The sequence below is a fragment of the Photobacterium ganghwense genome (genome assembly GCF_003025595.1).
GTDB classification, from domain to species: Bacteria; Pseudomonadota; Gammaproteobacteria; order Enterobacterales; family Vibrionaceae; genus Photobacterium; species Photobacterium ganghwense.
In genome coordinates this window covers 1,292,005-1,310,304 of record NZ_PYMI01000001.1, presented here as the reverse complement: position 1 = coordinate 1,310,304, position 18,300 = coordinate 1,292,005, and the positions used below count along the sequence as shown (strand labels likewise).

The 18,300-nt window shown below is 53.7% G+C and carries 11 protein-coding genes and 1 other annotated feature; of the genes, 6 read left to right on the top strand and 5 right to left on the bottom strand.

The genetic code is table 11. The annotated features are described in order from the left end of the window. Positions 1-120: 120 nt before the first annotated feature. Together C9I92_RS05705 and gltB are read right to left on the bottom strand one after the other, a co-directional pair. Positions 121-1,590, bottom strand: coding sequence for a glutamate synthase subunit beta (locus C9I92_RS05705; protein ID WP_047886440.1), 1,470 nt, complete (start codon positions 1,588-1,590; stop codon positions 121-123). Beyond that, positions 1,583-6,160 carry a glutamate synthase large subunit gene (gene gltB, locus C9I92_RS05700; protein ID WP_047886441.1) on the bottom strand — a complete coding sequence of 1,526 codons (4,578 nt, stop codon included), beginning with the start codon at positions 6,158-6,160 and terminating at the stop codon, positions 1,583-1,585. Before gltB ends, C9I92_RS05705 begins: the two co-directional genes overlap by 8 nt. Before the next feature lie 599 nt (positions 6,161-6,759). On the opposite strand from gltB, the gene mnmL reads away from it, so the two are divergent. From mnmL to C9I92_RS05680, 4 genes are all read left to right on the top strand, one after another. Further along, entirely contained in the window at positions 6,760-7,701 is a 942-nt protein-coding gene (gene mnmL / locus C9I92_RS05695) for a tRNA modification radical SAM protein MnmL/YtqA (RefSeq protein WP_047886442.1), read from the top strand. A gap of 63 nt (positions 7,702-7,764) precedes the next feature. Next, on the top strand, positions 7,765-9,690 hold the full coding sequence (locus tag C9I92_RS05690; protein ID WP_242551833.1) for a diguanylate cyclase domain-containing protein: 1,926 nt from the start codon (positions 7,765-7,767) through the stop codon (positions 9,688-9,690). Positions 9,691-9,931: 241 nt separating this feature from the next. Continuing rightward, positions 9,932-12,289: an aerobic respiration two-component sensor histidine kinase ArcB gene (gene arcB / locus C9I92_RS05685; protein ID WP_047886444.1), complete on the top strand. Its 2,358-nt coding sequence runs from the start codon at positions 9,932-9,934 to the stop codon at positions 12,287-12,289. 4 nt (positions 12,290-12,293) lie between these two features. Continuing rightward, positions 12,294-12,836: a hypothetical protein gene (locus tag C9I92_RS05680; RefSeq protein ID WP_047886445.1), complete on the top strand. Its 543-nt coding sequence runs from the start codon at positions 12,294-12,296 to the stop codon at positions 12,834-12,836. Between the two features lie 265 nt (positions 12,837-13,101). Here the strand turns inward: C9I92_RS05680 and arcA are convergent, their stop codons facing one another. Then, positions 13,102-13,821, bottom strand: coding sequence for a two-component system response regulator ArcA (gene arcA, locus C9I92_RS05675; protein WP_047886446.1), 720 nt, complete (start codon positions 13,819-13,821; stop codon positions 13,102-13,104). Positions 13,822-14,212: 391 nt separating this feature from the next. Between arcA and C9I92_RS05670 the strand changes: the two genes are divergently transcribed. Both C9I92_RS05670 and C9I92_RS05665 read left to right on the top strand, forming a co-directional pair. Further along, positions 14,213-14,614 carry a DUF3293 domain-containing protein gene (locus C9I92_RS05670; RefSeq protein WP_047886447.1) on the top strand — a complete coding sequence of 134 codons (402 nt, stop codon included), beginning with the start codon at positions 14,213-14,215 and terminating at the stop codon, positions 14,612-14,614. A gap of 87 nt (positions 14,615-14,701) precedes the next feature. Beyond that, positions 14,702-15,193: a putative 4-hydroxy-4-methyl-2-oxoglutarate aldolase gene (locus C9I92_RS05665; protein WP_047886615.1), complete on the top strand. Its 492-nt coding sequence runs from the start codon at positions 14,702-14,704 to the stop codon at positions 15,191-15,193. Positions 15,194-15,535: 342 nt separating this feature from the next. Here the strand turns inward: C9I92_RS05665 and C9I92_RS05660 are convergent, their stop codons facing one another. After that, positions 15,536-15,994, bottom strand: a complete 459-nt coding sequence (locus C9I92_RS05660; RefSeq protein WP_047886448.1) for a hypothetical protein — start codon at positions 15,992-15,994, stop codon at positions 15,536-15,538. 103 nt (positions 15,995-16,097) lie between these two features. Continuing rightward, positions 16,098-17,870, bottom strand: a complete 1,773-nt coding sequence (gene aceK / locus C9I92_RS05655) for a bifunctional isocitrate dehydrogenase kinase/phosphatase (protein ID WP_047886449.1) — start codon at positions 17,868-17,870, stop codon at positions 16,098-16,100. A 290-nt stretch (positions 17,871-18,160) separates the two neighbouring features. Next, positions 18,161-18,286, top strand: a sequence feature (Thr leader region). The last annotated feature ends 14 nt before the right edge of the window (positions 18,287-18,300 follow it).

The following is an 18,300-nucleotide window of genomic DNA, read 5'->3' as shown; positions in this document are numbered from 1 at the left end:
TTAACAAATTGAAAGTGAATAAATATGACGTTCAGGAAAACGAAAAGCATAAAAAACCGGCCTGGTTAGGCCGGTTTGTTTTATATGCTACAAATACTGATTTTGGCAGCGATTCTGCCCTTAGGCAGAAAGCATCAGGGAGTCGGCTTTCGCTTCCAGATTGCTGTTACCCATCAGGTAAGCATCAATTTCACGGGCGCATTCACGTCCTTCATTGATACAGCGGACGACCAGCGATTGGCCGGTTCGCATGTCACCGGCGGCAAAAATGCCTTTCTGGTTGGTGGCGAAGCCTTGGGTGGCCACGTTGCCGCGTTCATCCAGGGCGATATCCAGCTGTGCCAGCACCCCGTGTGGTTCCGGATGCAAGAAGCCCATCGCCAGGAAGGCCATATCACAAGGGATAATGCGCTCTGACCCTGGGATTTCCTCAAACCCCGGACGCTCGCCTGGCTTGGCATCCTGCCACTGAATATCGGCAATACGCAGGGCTTTGACATTGCCTGCTTCGTCGCCGATAAACTCTTTGGTCAGGATGTTCCAGTGACGTTCACAGCCCTCTTCGTGAGACGTCGAGGTCCGCAGGATCATCGGGTAAGACGGCCATGGCTGATTCACCGGGCGTTTTTCCGGCGGCATCGGCATGATCTCCACCTGAGTAATGCTGGCCGCACCGTGGCGGTTAGAGGTGCCGACACAGTCGGAGCCGGTGTCACCGCCACCGATGACCACCACGTGTTTGCCTTTGGCATGGATTTCTTCCGTTTTCAGATCCATGTTGTTGGCGCGGCGGTTGTTCTGTGCCAGAAACTCCATGGCAAAGTGAACGCCTTTCAGCTCTCGGCCCGGGATGGGCAGGTTACGCGGAACGGTGGAACCACCGGTCAGCAGCACCACATCAAAGTCCTGACGCAGCTGTTGGGCATTGATGTTCACTCCTACATGCGCGTTGACTTCAAATTTGATCCCGGCGTCGGCCATCAGGTTGATTTTGCGATCAATGATGTCCATGCCGAGCTTGAAATCCGGAATGCCAAAGCGGAGCAGGCCACCCACTTTTTCGTCGCGCTCAAACACGGTAACGCTGTGACCGGCGCTGTTTAGCTGCTCGGCGGCGGCGAGGCCGGATGGTCCGGAACCAATGATCGCCACGGTTTTGCCGGTACGGCTGCGAGGCGTTCTCGGTTTGGCGTACCCTTCACGGTACGCCGTCTCGACAATGGTTTTCTCGATATTACAGATGGTGATCGGATCCTGATTGATCCCCAACACACAACTGCTTTCACAAGGTGCCGGACAGACACGACCGGTAAATTCCGGGAAGTTGTTGGTTGAGCTCAGGATATTCCAGGCTTCTTCCCAGCTGTCGCGGTAAACCGCGTCATTAAACTCCGGAATGATGTTGCCGATAGGACAACCGTTATGGCAAAACGGCACCCCACAGTCCATACAACGCGCAGCCTGCGTGTTGATTTTCTCTCCGAACTCTTGGTTCAGGACAAATTCCTTGTTGTCCTGAATTCGTACGCTCGGGTCAACTTTCTTTGGCAGCTCGCGGCCAAATTCCAGAAATCCAGTAGGCTTACCCATCGATGGCCTCCAACACGTCCTTGTCTGCGACGTCTGCCTCTGCAACTGTCGCTTGTTCTGCTTCCGCTTTGCGTTTCTCGAATGCCGCTTTGTAGTCGCGCGGCATTACCTTAACCATTTTGCCCAGATTGGCTTCAAAATGTGCCAGGAAGGTCTGTGCGACGGTACTGCCGGTGTATTCCACATGTTTGGTCAGCATGTCTCGCAGCAGGGCCTGGTCGTCACTGTCCAGAGGATCCAAGTCAACCAGCTCAGGGTTGAGTTTGGTCGCGAAGTCGTCAAACTGATCCCAGACATAGGCCACCCCGCCGCTCATCCCGGCGGCAAAGTTGCGGCCGGTCTGACCCAGGATGATCGCCACCCCGCCGGTCATGTATTCACAACCGTGGTCGCCGACACCTTCTACAACCACATGGGCACCGGAGTTGCGCACACAGAAGCGCTCACCGGCCTTGCCGCGGATAAAGGATTCACCGGACGTCGCGCCATAGAAGCAGACGTTACCGACCACGATGTTGTCTTCCGGCACAATGTCGGCGCGGGCATCCGGGTACAGCACCAGCGTACCGCCGGATAAGCCTTTGCCCCAGTAGTCATTGGCATCGCCTTCCACGGCGAACTTGACCCCTTTGGCCAGGAAGGCACCGAAGCTCTGTCCGGCAGAGCCGTTGAACTTGATGTTCATTGGCTGCGGCAGGCCTTTGTCTTTGTAGATCTTGGAGATCTCGTTCGACAACATGGTGCCGGTGCTGCGGTCGGTATTGATGATGTCAAATTCCGCCTCAACCGGTTTGCCTTCATACAGGGCAGGGGCGGCAACCTCGATCAGCTTACGATCAAGCACGTCTTCCAGGCCGTGGTTCTGCTCACGCTGGTTGTAGATGCCGTCTTCGTCACGAGGCTGCTCGATGAACAGCACCGGGCTGAGATCGAGGTTCTGGTATTTCCAGTGGCCGATATTGTCACGAACTTTCAGTTTCTGCGCCTGACCAACCATTTCGTCTATCGTACGGAAGCCCAGTTCAGCCATGATTTCACGCAGACCTTGTGCCATGTAATGGAAGAAGGTTACTACGTCTTCAACGCGGCCATCAAAGCGCTCGCGCAGGGATTTGTTCTGGGTTGCGATACCCACCGGACAGGTGTTCTTGTGACACTTACGCATCATGATACAGCCTTCCACGACCAGCGCGGCGGTGGCGATCCCCCATTCTTCGGCACCCAGCAAAGTGGCAACCGCCAGGTCGCGCGGCGTTTTCATCTGGCCATCTGACTGGACAACGATCCGGTTACGCAGGCCGTTTTTCAGCAGCGTCTGGTGGGTTTCAGCCAGTCCCAATTCCCACGGCAAGCCGGTGTGACGAATTGACGACATCGGTGATGCCCCTGTTCCGCCGTCAAAACCGGCAATCAGGACCACATCGGCTTTGGCTTTGGCAACGCCGGAGGCGATGGTGCCGACCCCGGCTTCGGATACCAGCTTGACGTTAACCCGTGAGGTGCGGTTGGCATTTTTCAGGTCATAGATCAGCTGCGCCAGATCCTCAATCGAGTAGATATCGTGGTGCGGCGGTGGTGAGATCAGGCCGACGCCCGGCGTGGAGTGACGGGTTGCCCCGATCCAGTCATCGACTTTATCTCCCGGTAACTGACCGCCTTCTCCTGGCTTGGCGCCCTGTGCCATCTTGATTTGCAGCTCATCGGCGTTGGTCAGGTAGTATGACGTGACCCCGAAACGACCGGAGGCAACCTGCTTGATGGCTGAGCGTTCCCAGTCACCATTGTCTTTTTTCTCGAAACGCGCCGGATCTTCACCGCCTTCACCGGAGTTGGATTTGGCGCCGATACGGTTCATCGCGACGGCCAGCGTCGAGTGCGCTTCATAGGAAATCGAGCCGAAACTCATCGCCCCGGTAGCAAAACGCTTGAGGATGTGCTCAACCGGTTCAACGTCATCGAGCGGTACGGCACCGGCCGGGTTTTTCACAAATTCCAGCTGACTGCGCAGGGTCGCCGCATGGTCTCCTTGATCATCGACGGTTTTGGCGTATTGTTTGAACTGAGCATAGTCTTTGTTACGGGTCGACTGTTGCAGCAGCGAAATGGTTTCCGGATTGAACAGGTGTTTCTCACCACGCTGTTTCCACTGGTAGACCCCGCCTACATCCAGCATCTGGATAGGCACTTCGCGGGTCGGGTAGCCGACACGGTGACGGATCAGCACTTCTCTGGCGATGTCGTCGATAGTCAGCCCCTGAATACGGGAGACAGTGCCGGTGAAGTATTTGTCGATCACCGTTTTGCTGATCCCCAGCGCTTCGAAAATCTGAGCGCCGTGGTAGGATTGCAGGGTCGAAATCCCCATCTTTGAGAAGATCTTGAGCAGGCCGCCGTTGATCCCTTTGCGGTAGTTTTCAAACAGCGCTTCCGCGGATGTTGCCGGATCCAGCTTGCGGGTACGCTGCAGATCCACAATGGTTTCCGTCACCAGATACGGGTTGACGGCATTGGCCCCATAGCCAAGCAGGGTGGCAAAATGGTGGGTTTCACGGGCGTCACCGGTTTCCACCACGATGTCACACTTGGCGCGCAGACCTTTGCGGATCAGGTGGTGGTGAACCGCTCCCACAGCCAGCATGGCCGGAATTGCCGCATGGTTGGAGTTCACGGCGCGGTCCGTCAGGATAATGATGGAGTAACCGTCGATCACCGCATCTTCCGAGTACTGGCAGATCCGCTTCAGAGCTCGTTCCAGTTTGCCCGGCTCTCCACTGGCGCGGAACACGATATCCAGCGTTTTCGCCTGCAAGTGCTCGTTGTCAATGGCGCGCAGTTTTTCCAGCTCGGCGTTGCTCAGAACCGGGGATTCCAGTTCCACTTTCTGGCAGTGCAGCGGGGTTTCGGTCAGCAGGTTCTGATCTTTGCCCAGATAGGTGTTGAGCGACATCACCATCCGTTCGCGGATTGGGTCAATCGGTGGGTTGGTCACCTGAGCAAACAGCTGCTTGAAGTAATTCGATAAATGCTGGGATTGGTGTGACAGCACAGCCAGCGGCCAGTCGGCCCCCATGGCGGTCAGAGGCTCGTAGCCTGTCTGGGCTAGAGGCACGATAATGTCGTTCACTTCTTCCGAGCTGATGCCGAAGGCTTGCTGGTGATGCAGCAGGCGTTCCGGTGAGGGCTGGTGATGCACGTTCCCGGCATCCGGCAGCGCTTTCAGGCTCAGCAGGTTGTCTTGCACCCATTGCTCGTAAGGTTGAGCCGATGCGATGGTATCTTTCACTTCCTCATCGGAAATGATGCGGCCTTGTTCCAGATCGGCAACAAAGATCCGGCCCGGCTGGAGGCGGCCCCGGAACTGGATATTTTCCGGCGCGATTTCCACCACGCCCGATTCTGAGGCCATGATCAGGAAGTCGTCTTTGGTCACGGTATAGCGAGACGGGCGCAGACCGTTTCGGTCCAGCGTGGCCCCAACCTGAACGCCGTCGGTAAAGCAGACCGAAGCCGGGCCATCCCACGGTTCCATCAGGTTGGCGTGGTACTGGTAGAACGCACGACGCTTCGGATCCATGGTTTTGTTTTCCTGCCAGGCTTCCGGGATCAGCATCATCAGTGCGTGCGGCAGGCTGCGACCGGAAAGTACCAGCAGTTCCAGTGCCATGTCGAAGTTGGCAGAATCGGAGCTGCCTTCCTGACAGATTGGCAGCAGCATGTCGATTTCCTGCTGGGTAAACAGGTCGGATTCCAGAATGGCTTCGCGGGCTTTCATCCAGTTCAGGTTACCGCGCACGGTGTTGATTTCACCGTTGTGGGCAATGTAACGGAAAGGCTGAGCCAAGCGCCATTTCGGGAAGGTGTTGGTTGAAAAGCGAGAGTGAACCAGCGCCAGCGCCGTGACCATCGACGGGTTTTGCAGGTCTAGGAAATATTGCGGCACTTGTTCTGTGGTCAGCTGGCCTTTGTAAACCAGCGTCTTGTATGACAGAGAGTTAATGTAGAAATCGTCACCGATATTCGAGATGCTTTCCAGGCACACACGGATGGTGTAATTGCGCAGCACATACAGTTTACGTTCCAGCGCCGCTGGCTCCAGGCTCGGGCCACCGCTGATGAACACATGCTCAAACTGGGGTTCGGTGCTGAGCGGGTCTTCCCCGATCATCGAGTTATCGACCGGCAACACCCGGTAGCCCAGCACTTCCAGATCCAGGCGTTTGGCATTGCGCTCCAGAATGTCGCGGCACTGCTGACGTTTGTATTCATCTTTCGGGAACAGAACGACCCCCACGCCGTACTGATCAAACGACGGCAGACGAATCCCCTGTTTTACGGCTTCCTCCAGGAGGAATTCGTGGGGTTTCTGCAGCAAAATACCGGCACCATCACCACTGCATGGGTCACAACCCTGACCACCACGGTGCTCCATACGGGCAAGCATATCCAGGGCCTGGGTGACAATGTCGTGGGATTTTCGGTTCTTGAGGTGGGCTACAAAGCCGATACCACAGGCATCGTGCTCGAGTTCAGGCACATACAGGCCCTGAGCATTCAGCTCTTGCTCTGTCATAGATACTTCCTTCCAGTTGCAACAAGTACCTTCCGGGCACTTGAGTTATCCCTATGATTATTGTTCCGACCGGCGTCAGCCTATGGTGGACTCCTGTCCGGCTGTGCCGATGGCGTTGCTGTGGGATGTTGTCTGTCAAAGCAAACGAAATGCTGTTGTTCTTTGCTCTGGTATGCAAAAGCACTGACAGCTCTGAGGGTAGGCAACATAAACCGTTACAAAACGTGAGGTTCAGTTGCTTTTATTGTTCATTAATTGCACACAGCTGTAACTATCCTACATTTTTGATTTATTAATTACCAACAAAAATTGGCCCCTGAAAAGCCTGAACGAGGTGCTCTTTGAATAGTTTTGTAATTTAATTTGGCTAAATATTCGATAATGGTTCTCATTTTGCATATTTTTGGAAGGTGTGGGTCAAGTAAGTAAAAAGCCAATAAGGAAGTGGAATGTTCTTTACATTCTTAAATGTAGGTTATTTTCATCTTGGTGAAATGAAATAAAAAGTATCTTTCTTGCTTTGGCACAAGTTTGGAATGTGCTGAGACTGGTACGCTGTGCGGCTCTTTGTTACTCCCTGCAAGCCGAGGAAAAACAGAATGCAACTGCATGAGCTGGTGAATACATTTGGCCAGGATTTACAGCGCCGCTACGGTGAAAAAGTCCATAAACTGACCCTGCACGGTGGATTCAGCTGCCCCAACCGGGACGGTACGATCGGGCGCGGAGGATGCACGTTTTGCAATGTGGCCTCTTTTGCCGATGAGCAGGCCCAGTATCAGCCCATCAGCGTCCAGCTGGCGACGCGCGCCGGAGAAGTGAACCGGGCCCAGCGCTATCTGGCTTATTTTCAGGCATACACCAGTACTTATGCGGAAGTGCAGCGCCTGGAACAGATGTATGAAGAAGCCTTGCGTACCACCGATATTGTCGGACTGTGTGTAGGAACCCGCCCGGACTGCGTGCCGGATGACGTGCTGGCCCTGCTGGCCGGGTATCAGCGGCAGGGCTATGAAATCTGGCTGGAGCTGGGGCTACAGACCGCCAATGATAAAACCCTGAAGCGCATTAACCGCGGTCACGACTTTGCCTGTTATCAGACGATAGCCCGCCGTGCCCGTGAGCTGGGACTGAAAGTGTGTGCTCACCTGATTGTCGGCCTGCCGGGGGACTCCCGTGAGGATAATCTGGCAACGATCGATCAGGTGGTGGCGACAGGCGTGGACGGTATTAAGCTGCACCCGCTCCATATTGTTGAAGGCAGCAAAATGGGGCAGGCCTGGAAAGCCGGCCGTTTGGCAGCCCTGTCACTGGAAAGTTACAGCGCGATTGCGGCGGAGATGATCCGGCGTACCCCGCCGGAGGTGGTGTATCACCGGGTGTCGGCCAGTGCCCGCAAACCGACCCTGCTGGCGCCGGAATGGTGTGAAAACCGCTGGCTGGCGATGACCGAAATCGGCCGTGATCTGAATGTGAACGGCGGACAAGGTGCGGCATTGGGAGCCCCCTTCGACGTTGTACGGGCTCAGCCTCTCAAATAGTGCAATCAGTAGCAAACGGAAGGTTAAGATCTGTGCGGGTTCTGTGTTAGATTACGAGTCACTATGAGCTTTTACTCCGTTGTCATGACGAATTTTCGATGCGCCGCGTTACTCTCATTCCTTTTTCATCACGGGCTGTCTGCTGCGGTCCGATCCCGTCTTATCAGTATTGTCGGCTGGGGACTAACCGGACCGGCCATGGCGGCGCAGCCTGAGTCGTTTGAAAGCTCTGCCCTGCAATATACCTTGCTGCTTCTGGTACTGGTGGTCAGCTGCGGCTTTCTGACCCTGCTGATCAGTTACCTGAGCTCTGTCTCTTTTCGCCGGCTGCACCGTCTGCTGACGGCCATGCCAATGGCTGTCGCGATTGTGCGCAGTAAAGACGGTCAGCTGGTTTATGCCAACCGCGCCTGCCGTGAGCTGCTGGGGGTGCGCAAAATCAATGACCGATATCTCTATCCTGATGCGCTGAGTGCGACCATGCTGTGTGACTTTTTGCGCCCGCTGGCCAGTCTGTCGGAGTTCGTTCATGTCCGTGATGAGCTGCCGGGTGTCGATGGTAAGCCGATTGCTCTCTCTATTTCCGGACAGGCTATTCGCTGCCGGTGGCAGGACTGCTGGCTGCTGTCTATCGTGCCGGACAAGGCCGCACAGAGGAACCAGATCAAGCTGGAGGAGGAGCCCAAACTGTTCCAGCAGGTGCTGAACTCCCTGTCAGAACTGGTGTATTTCCAGAACAATGCGGGCGAAGTGATTGGCACCAATAAGGCGTTCGATCGCTTCTGGCGCGGCCGGTATGACGAAGGTATGGAAAGCATTAAAGAGGTCGGGCGAATCGGCAACAGTGCCAGCCACACCTGGACCACGGCACCGGACGGTACCAGCCGCCTGCTGGAGTCTAACCGCACGCAACTGGTGGATGACAATGGCGGCGTGTTCGGTACCCTGAGTATCAGTCACGATGTGACGGACTGGCATGAAATGCAGGAAGTGCTGAAAAGCGAAATCGAAAAGCGGGAAATCACGGAGCAGGAGCTGGCACAGCGCAACAGCCTGCTCGATACCATCCTCAGCGCCAGCCGTGATCCGATCGGCATGTATAACGAGCAAGGGGTGTATGTTATCTGCAACGAGCCTTTTGCCCGTGCGCTTGGCCATACACAGACAGGGCTTCTGGGGAAAAGTGCCCGGGATGTGCTGACGGGTGAGCAATATGAGTCGTTCTGTCAGACGGATCAGAAGGTGATCAACGAAGGGCGCAGCATCAAAACGGACGATTATGTGGTGCTCGAAGACGGTACGCCGATCTGGTACGAAGTGCTTAAATCGCCATATTTGGATCCGACCGATGGCACCAACGGTGTGCTGGTGATGGCCCGGGATGTGACGGAACGCAAGATGGCAGAGCAGCAACTGGCCGATGCCATCATGGAGCTGCAGGAGCTGAGCTTTGTCGACAGCCTGACCAAAGTGGCCAATCGCCGCAGCTTTGACGAGCAGATGCGTAAACTCTGGTTCAGCCACATGCGGGAGCAGCAGCCGCTGACCCTGATCTTGTGTGACATCGACTACTTCAAGGCGTTTAATGATAATTACGGTCACCAGCAGGGGGATTTCGCCCTGCGTGAGGTGGCGAAAATTTTCAGCAGCGTCATCAAACGGGAAACCGATGAAGTTGCCCGCTACGGCGGTGAAGAATTTGCTTTCTTGTTACCCAATACGGATCTGCCCGGCGGCGAAGTGGTGGCGGCTGAAATTCATCAGGCGCTGGCAGATGTCGGCCTGACCCACCTGTATTCTGAAGTGGATACCAAGCTGACGGTCAGCCTCGGGGTTGCCACCCTGACGCCACAGCCGAATCAGGATTATGGCGAACTGGTTGAAATGGCGGATATTGCGTTGTACAAAGCCAAAGCTGCCGGACGTAACTGCACCATGTCGCTGACCGCGGTGGCTGACCTCGCCGGGGCGGACACGAACCACCGTTGATTAGCTCCCGCGTCTGGTAGGCCTTGGTAACAACCGGCGGACGAGGGGCATTCTCGCTAGTCACTCCATTCTGAAAGACCTACCGGCGAAATTCTCTCCATCTTTACCCACCCCGAGCCACTCGGGGAAGGGATCTCTCGTGCCAAACTGTGAGCCTAAACCGGGTATTCCGTCATGACCGTTTGGGATCTGGCAACTCGCCCAGTATCATAAACTCAGCAGTAATGACTGGGATTAAAGAATGAAACAAATCAGGGTTCTGGCGCAGTTCTATGTAGATCTGCTGGTGAAGCTCGGGATTATCCGCTTTAGCATGTTGCTGGCCTTGGCGCTGGTGGCACTGGCGGTGGTCGTCCAGATTGGTGTCACACTGGTGATGCAGGGCGAAGTACTCAATATTGATATCGTGCGTTCGGTGACGTTTGGTCTGTTGATCACACCGTGGGCGGTGTATTTCCTTTCTGTTGTGGTGGATCAGCTGGAAGAGTCGCGCCAGCGGCTGTCAAAACTGGTGACCAAGCTGGAAGAGATGCGCTCGCGCGATATGCAGCTCAACAAGCAGCTGCAGGCAAATATTTCCCAGCTCAATCAGGAAATCGAAGAGCGGAAAAAAGCAGAAGAAGCCCGTGAAGAAGCCATGCGGGATCTGGAGAACGAAGTGTACCAGCGGGAAAATGCTCAGCTGGAACTGGCGGAGCAAAGCGCGTTGCTGAAGTCGTTTCTCGATGCTTCGCCGGATCTGATTTACTACCGTAACGAAAAAGGGGAGTTCTCCGGCTGCAACCGGGCGATGGAAGAACTGACCAACCGCACCGAGAAACAGCTGGTCGGTCTGACGCCGTGGGATGTCTACAGCGAAGACATCGCGCGCAAGATTGTGGAAACCGACCAGCAGGTCTTCCAGCAGAATGTTTCCCTGACTTACGAGCAATGGCTTGAATACCCGGATGGCCGCAAAGCGGTGTTCGAGCTGCGAAAAGTACCGTTCTACAGCCGTGAGGGACGGCGCCTGGGGCTGATGGGCTTTGGCCGGGATATCACCGAGCGCAAGCAGTATCAGGATGCTCAGGAGAAAGCCAGCCGTGACAAAACCGCCTTTATTTCGACCATCAGCCATGAACTGCGTACCCCGCTGAACGGCATTGTCGGTCTGAGCCGGATGCTGATGAACTCGTCGCTGAACGAAGAGCAGCGTGGTTACATGCGAACGATTTACGTCAGTGCCATTACCCTCGGCAATATTTTTAACGACATAATCGATATGGATAAATCGGACCGCCGTCGTCTGGAACTGCTGCCTAAACCACTCGACTTTGAAGCGTTTGTGTCGGAAATGGGCACCATCTCGGCGCTGATGGCCGAGCAGAAAGGGCTGCGGTTTGACCTTGAGCGCCTGACTGATTTGCCACACGGGATTGAAGTTGACGGTACCCGGCTGCGTCAGGTGTTGTGGAACCTGATCAGTAATGCCACCAAGTTCACCAAAGACGGCGGGGTAGTGATGTCGGTCAGCTGCGAGGTGGAAGACGATCAGGCGCAAATCACCTTCGAGGTTGAAGACAGCGGGATTGGGATCCCGAGTCGCGAACTTGAGAAGATCTTCGCCATGTATTACCAGGTGAAAGACGAAAACGACAATCTGCATGCAGTCGGCACCGGTATCGGACTGGCGGTATCCCGTCAGCTGGTGCAGATGATGGGAGGCGATATTACCGTGTCGTCGGAAGTGGGCGAAGGCAGCACCTTCACCGTGACCATTACCGCCCCGATCGCCGCGCTGGAGGACGATGAGGAAGAAGCCATGCCGCGTGTGCCGCAGGCCAGCCTGAACATCTTCATGGTGGAGGACATTGAGCTCAATATTACGGTGGCAAAAGCGCTGCTGGAGAGCCTCGGCCATGAAGTCACGATCGCGATGCGCGGCGAAGAAGCATTGGAAATGTTCGATCCGGAGTTGTATGACTTGGTACTGCTGGATATTCAGTTACCGGACATGACCGGTTTTGACATCGCGGCCCGTCTGCGGGAGCAGTATGACCACCTGCCTGCAATCGTTGCCCTGACGGCCAATGTGATTAAAGATAAAAGCGAATACCTGAATAAGGGCATGGATGATGCCATCAGCAAGCCGCTGAGCGTCAAAGCCATCACGGATGTGATTCAGAGCCTGGTGCTGACCTGCCCGCTGGATGAGGAAGAGGAGATAGATGAAATGCCTGAACCAACCCCTCAACTGAGTGATGACATGGTCAGCAAGCTGCTGGATCTGGAAATGCTCAGTTCGTATGTCGAGATTGTCGGGACGAAACCGGTTTATGACAGTATCGCGATGTTTGAAGCGAAGATGCCGGAGTACATTGCCATACTGGATTCCAACATGATGGCCAAAGATCAAGATGGCATTAAGTTTGAAGCGCATAAAATAAAAGGAGCGGCAGGCTCGATTGGTCTCAAACATATCCAGCAGGTCGCACAGAAAGCCCAGTCGCCGGAACTGCCGGCTTGGTGGGAAAACATCAATGACTGGGTCGATGAAATCAAAGACGGCTACCAGAATGATCTTCAGGTGTTGAAAGACTGGTTAGCCCAGCAGGAGTAGTGTGATGAAATTAAGGCAGCATGGGATCCTTCTGGCAATGCTGGCTGCGTTGGCCGGGTGCGGTGAACCGGATCAGGCCGATAAAGCCAAGGCGCCGGAAGCCGAGCAGCCGGTAGCGGTAGAAGAGCCGGTGAAATTGCCGGCTGAAGTGGATATCTGGCAATCCCCAACGGAGCTGGATCTGGAGGGGACCAAGGTCACGCTCCACAGTGCACTGTGGCTGAATACCATGCCGGTGATAGGTGAGGACGGCAGCGTCCCGGCCAACAAGCTGTTTGCTTCCATCAAAGTTGTCACTGCCGATGATAAGCCGCTGCCGAAAGGCGTGGAGATCATGCAGGTTATGATGGCGCAGGATGATGAGCAGTGGCTTAGCCAGAATAATCTCGATGTTCGGGTGCTGGAAAAGCAGGGACTGGAAATTGCCATTAATGGCGGCCCTGAATGGCTGCCGGGCGGTAAGGCCAATATTGCGGTGACTTTACTGTATAAAGGGCAGGAGCATGTGTTGGTCGAAACCGGCGTGCTGCTGGAGCAGGCCCACTAAGCGTGTGACAACCTGCCAGAACCGAGCAATACAACAAACAAAAAAGGCTCCGTAAGGAGCCTTTTTTTAGGTCGTTTGCCGTTTATGTGGCGTGTCGTTTAAGTCGCACTCTGATATCGTTTCGTTCAGACAAAACTTCTCTCGCCCGCCCGCAGCGAACAGTTAAACTGGCACCACACAAACCATCGCACTACCTAAACCACAGCATCAGATACACGCAGTGTGCACACAGCGCTGAGCCTGTGGCGGGGTATCAGTGCGAAGATTACTCTTCGTCCAGATCGCCGCAGAAACGGTAGCCTTCACCGTGAATGGTCGCGATGATTTCCGGTGTATCAGCCACAGATTCAAAATGCTTACGGATACGACGGATAGTCACGTCAACCGTACGGTCGTGTGGCTTCAGCTCGCGGCCAGTCATTTTCTTCAGCAGTTCGGCACGAGTCTGGATTTTGCCCGGGTTCTCACAGAAATGCAGCAGAGCACGGAACTCAGAGCGTGGCAGCTTGAACTGATCGCCATTTGGGCTAACCAGAGAGCGGCTGTTGATTTCCAGAGACCAGCCGTTGAACTCATAACGCTCAACCAGACGCTTGTCTTCAGTCGGCAGACCCTGGTTCATCGCACGGGTCAGCAGGTTACGGGCACGGATCGTCAGTTCGCGTGGGTTGAATGGTTTCGTGATGTAATCATCCGCACCAATTTCCAGTCCCAGGATCTTGTCGACTTCGTTATCACGTCCGGTCAGGAACATCAGTGCCATGTCGCCTTGCTCACGCAGTTCACGGGCCAGCAACAGGCCGTTTTTACCCGGCAAGTTGATGTCCATGATCACCAGGTGAACTGGGTGCTCAGACAGCATCTGATGCATTTCTTCGCCATCGTTGGCTTCAAAGACCGTATAACCCTCTGCCTCAAAGATGCTTTTCAGGGTGTTACGTGTAACGTGCTCGTCTTCTACAATTAGAATGTGAGGGGTTTGCATTGGCAGTACCTAATATCTAAAAACGGAATCTGGTCAAAAACAGAATAGTTAAATTCTATAAAAAAAATTCACATACAGGCAAAGTCGAGGGGAAAAGACGTGTAAGACCCATGGTTTGCCTGTTGGTACGCCATCCTTTAATCCAGCGTTCAGTATGATATTTCATTTCGCGCTGAAAAAAGCCCAAAATAGAGGGCATTGGCTTCTATTTCCGTGGGATGGCGACGATTGTATTCACTTAACAGCTCGCTAACAATAATTGGTTTTTGTTTCAGCGCTGCTTTCGGGCACTTTCTTGATTTATATCAAACCGTATGAAGTGTTTTACGACTCGCTACTTTGTTTAACATTCGCTACAAAAAAATGCATCGTGCCCAGGGGCTGTCAGATTATGTGTGAAAAACTCTCACTGTGGTGTAGCTACCAGTCAATCATCTTTAATCTCAAGCAACACCCTGTTTACCCTTGTTTTGCAATTCTAACAGCATTTAATCCGAGAAGCATTGTTCTTAGTAAAAGAGAAAACCTTGACCGCAATGCCCAAATGGCGGCGGAACTCAGCACTCTGGTGCAGGAGCTGTTGCCGATCACCTGCAGTGGGTTGGACGGGCAATGGCAGGAGCCGGGATTTGTGGTGCCACTGAGCTTGACCAAAGTGCGCCAGCTGGCTCGGCAATGGGAGCAGAATGCCATATATTGGGTTGAGGATAACGAATTGTTTTTAGTGCCGGTTTTAATTGAGGGCCAGGAGATACAAAGATTGGGAGATTGGCCGAGCTTTCTCTACACTTAACCAAAGAAGCACATTCATCAAAAGAAGCACAGGCAGTGCTTTCAGTCAGAAGGAGGGAAGAAAATGACAACAGCCCAGGAGCCAAAAATGCAGGATTTGACCCCGGACTTATGTGACAACTTTGAGGGAGAGGTTCGCTGGCTGCCATTGACGATGCAGGATTTTGGCGGACGCGATATTTTTTACGGTGAAGTGGTGACGTTGCGCTGCTTTGAAGACAACAGCCTGGTGCGTGACATTGTATCTCGTTCAGGTGTCGGTAAAGTGCTGTTTATTGATGGTCATGGTTCATGTAACCGGGCCTTGCTGGGAGACCAGCTTGCCTTGTTGGCACAGAAACACGGTTGGGAGGGAATTGTCGTCAATGGCGCTGTGCGTGACGCCGGTGCGCTGCGAACCATGGCTCTTGGGGTAAAAGCCCTGGGAACGTGCCCGATCAAAACCGTCAAACGTCAGACAGGTGAAGAGAATGTGACCCTGACGGTTGCCCATACGCTGGTTTACCCCGGTGATATGCTTTATGCCGATCGCAACGGCATCGTGTTCAGCAAAGAGCCGCTGGACTTATCTAAACTGTAACGCCGCGGGGGCCAACACGGTTGTCCGCATGAAGCAATCTGCTGGCTCATGGAAACGGCTCTGGGATAGGTGAACGAGGTTGGAAGTTACCTGACGAGAAACGAAGGCTGGCGGTTGCGGCGGTAAAGACTAGCCATTTTCATGAATCACAATCGTGAAACACAAGACAGGCGTCAGGCATAAAAACAGGCTCAGTGATCAACGGAGCCTGCTTTTTGTGCGTTGATGTCATTCGTACCAAGGTGGCATTGGTGTCACGGTTTCAAGGGGCAGGATACTGTTCTGCTTAACCTGACTACGGTATGAGCCAGAGGCATGAGTCAGAAACGAAAAGGCTAGAGGCTAAAAACGAAAACCTATGCCTACCTGATAGATCTGCTCAAGGGACTCGTAGTCCAGGGTCGCGTGCAGGTTGAGTCTGTCGGTGACCTCAAACTGGCTCGACACTTCCACCCCCATGACGGTTTCGCGATCTTCCGTTTCAGACGTCACGGCGCTTTGCAGGCTCAGACGCGGAGACAAGGAATACTTGACCCCGGACAGTAAGCCTCGGCTGGCCGGTTGCGTACTGGTCGACGTTTTTAGACGCGTACTTAAATAAACCTCGGTTTTGTCTGTCAGGGCGTACGTATAACCACTGTCGATCTGCCACAGATCAAACTGCTCCGCACCTCGGGACTGGGAGGTCAGAAACCACCCGGATTTCGATTTGTCATCCAGCAGAGTGAGCGGGTCGCTTTCTGCCGCTGCTGTCGGTAAGGCCACTACCAACAGGGTAATTGTGATTAGCAAATTACGCATTGATCACCTTCCCTGTTTTTCTTTTGTGAATTATTTATCCATTTCTTAGCAAAATAATACTAGGCTAGGTTGCCGGAAAAAGACACTCCACGTCAGAGCGTTTTCACAGGCTGCGCCCCTCTGCCATATTCTCTTTCTCGGGGTTGCCGTCGGTTACCTGAAAACGTGATAGCCGTAGCGAATTGGGGTAAGGGAATACATCCTCAAACAGCCCGTCGGTAATGTTATGCTGCAGGTGTTGCCAGTAAGCCGGATCAAACAGATCACTGTGCAGTTCCTCAAACAGCGCCCGTACTTTGGGGTTGATCAGCAGGAAGGTGCGAAACTCTTCCGGGAATACATCGTTAATACCGACGCTGTACCAGGGCTCTGACGCCAGTTCATCTTCCGGGTGGCGTGGCGGCGGAATCCGCCGGAAATTCATCTCAGTCATGTAGCTGATTTCATCGTAGTCATAGAACACCACCCGCTTGTGACGGGTCACCCCGAAGTTCTTGAACAGCATGTCGCCGGGGAAAATATTCGCAGCGGCCAGTTGTTTGATGGCTTTGCCGTATTCGTCCACCGCGTGGCGCAAGTCGTCATCGTTGGCCTGTTCGATATACAGGTTAAACGGAATCATGCGCCGCTCGGTATAAAGATGTTTGATGATGACCTGGGTATCGGTCACGGTAATGATGGACGGCGCTACGGCCAGCAGTTCGTCCAGTAACTCGTCACTGAAACGGTGGCGGTCAAACGTAAAATTGCGGTATTCCTGGGTGTCAGCCATTCGGCCTACCCGATCATGTTCTTTAACCAGACGGTACTTTTCTTTGACGACCGCATGGCTGATATCTTTTTGCGGTGCGAATTTGTCTTTGATGATTTTAAACACAAAACCGTATGAGGGTAGGGTGAACACCGACATGACCATCCCTTTGATCCCTGGGGCGGGCACGAACTGATCATCCGAATTGGCCATATGACGCAAAAATTCACGATAAAGCTCGGTTTTGGCATGTTTCTGACAGCCAATCGCAGTGTAAAGCTCAGCTTTGGTTTTCTTGGGCAGCAGCTCTCCCAAAAAACGCACCAGTGCCGCCGGCGCCGGGGCATAGACCATGAAGTAGGAACGGGCGAAGCCAAACAGGATGCTGACGTCATCGACGTTGGTCAGGCAGGCATCGATAAAGAGTTCATTGTTGGCGGTGGTCAGCACTGGCAGAACCAGCGGGAAAAACTGGTAGTCATCAAGCCGGACCCGGCCAATCAGGTAAGCTGCCTTGTTCCGGTAAAAGGGCTCGCGGATCATCTCGATCACCGGCGGGGTACTCAGGGTATCGGGTAACACCGCCTGCAGCCGTTGGCTCAGCTCCTGAATATCACGGTATTTATCTTCCCAGCAAAGCGTAAAAGGGCAGTCATCCATCACCCGTTCCAGCAGCGTGTCCAGTCCTGCGCCGGTATTGTACAGCCGGGTCAGCGCGGTGGGATAGGAGGGAATCCGCCCTTCCTGGGAACTGTGCACAAACAGCTTGTCACGATTGATATTACGGTGCTCGAAAATACGGCAGTATACGGAATTAAAAAAACTTTCTGCAATGTCGTAGCGCGGATAGTCCAGCAGCAGATCTTCATAAGCATTTTTCACCGCCATCAGAAAACTGTGGCTGGCATACTGCTTTCCCAGCATGATCTGAATCTGACTGGTGACCAGACCAACGTGGTGGTCATAAAAATTAATCCGGGTTTTCAGTGCCTGCTGAACGGCGGGCCAGTCTTGCGATTCAAATCGCTCCTGAGCGCCAGCAGTCACATCAAGAAACCGTCCGTACATGGCGTCAAAGCCTTGCAGGATGGTGTGTGCGACGAGTTGTTCCATTGCAGAAGTCATTCGGGATCCCTCCGAATCTAACCTTAGCCTAATTAGGGCTGAGCATGTGTAAAAATAGCCGAGTGCTTAAATATCCATCGCTTCCTACTATGCATCCTGAGCCGAGTGACTGCAATCAATTGCGTTGATTTTCTGTCTTCGTTATATCCCTTTGCGGCTGTTTTTTATGCGCTTGTGGCAATTAAAAGCCAGAATGGGATGAAATTGATGGTTGACTCATCAAAAGCTTTCCGGTAAACGTAGATAAATACTAATTCAAAGGCATAGTAGCAGGATTGCAATGCACAACGTCATCAGCATGAACACCACCACCATTATTATTACCGGCACCATGGTTGCTGGGGTGGGCTGATGCACGACGAATAAGAATCGCACAAAAAAAGCCCACACCCCTCCAAGGTGTGGGCTTTTTTTTAACCATGTTTTTATC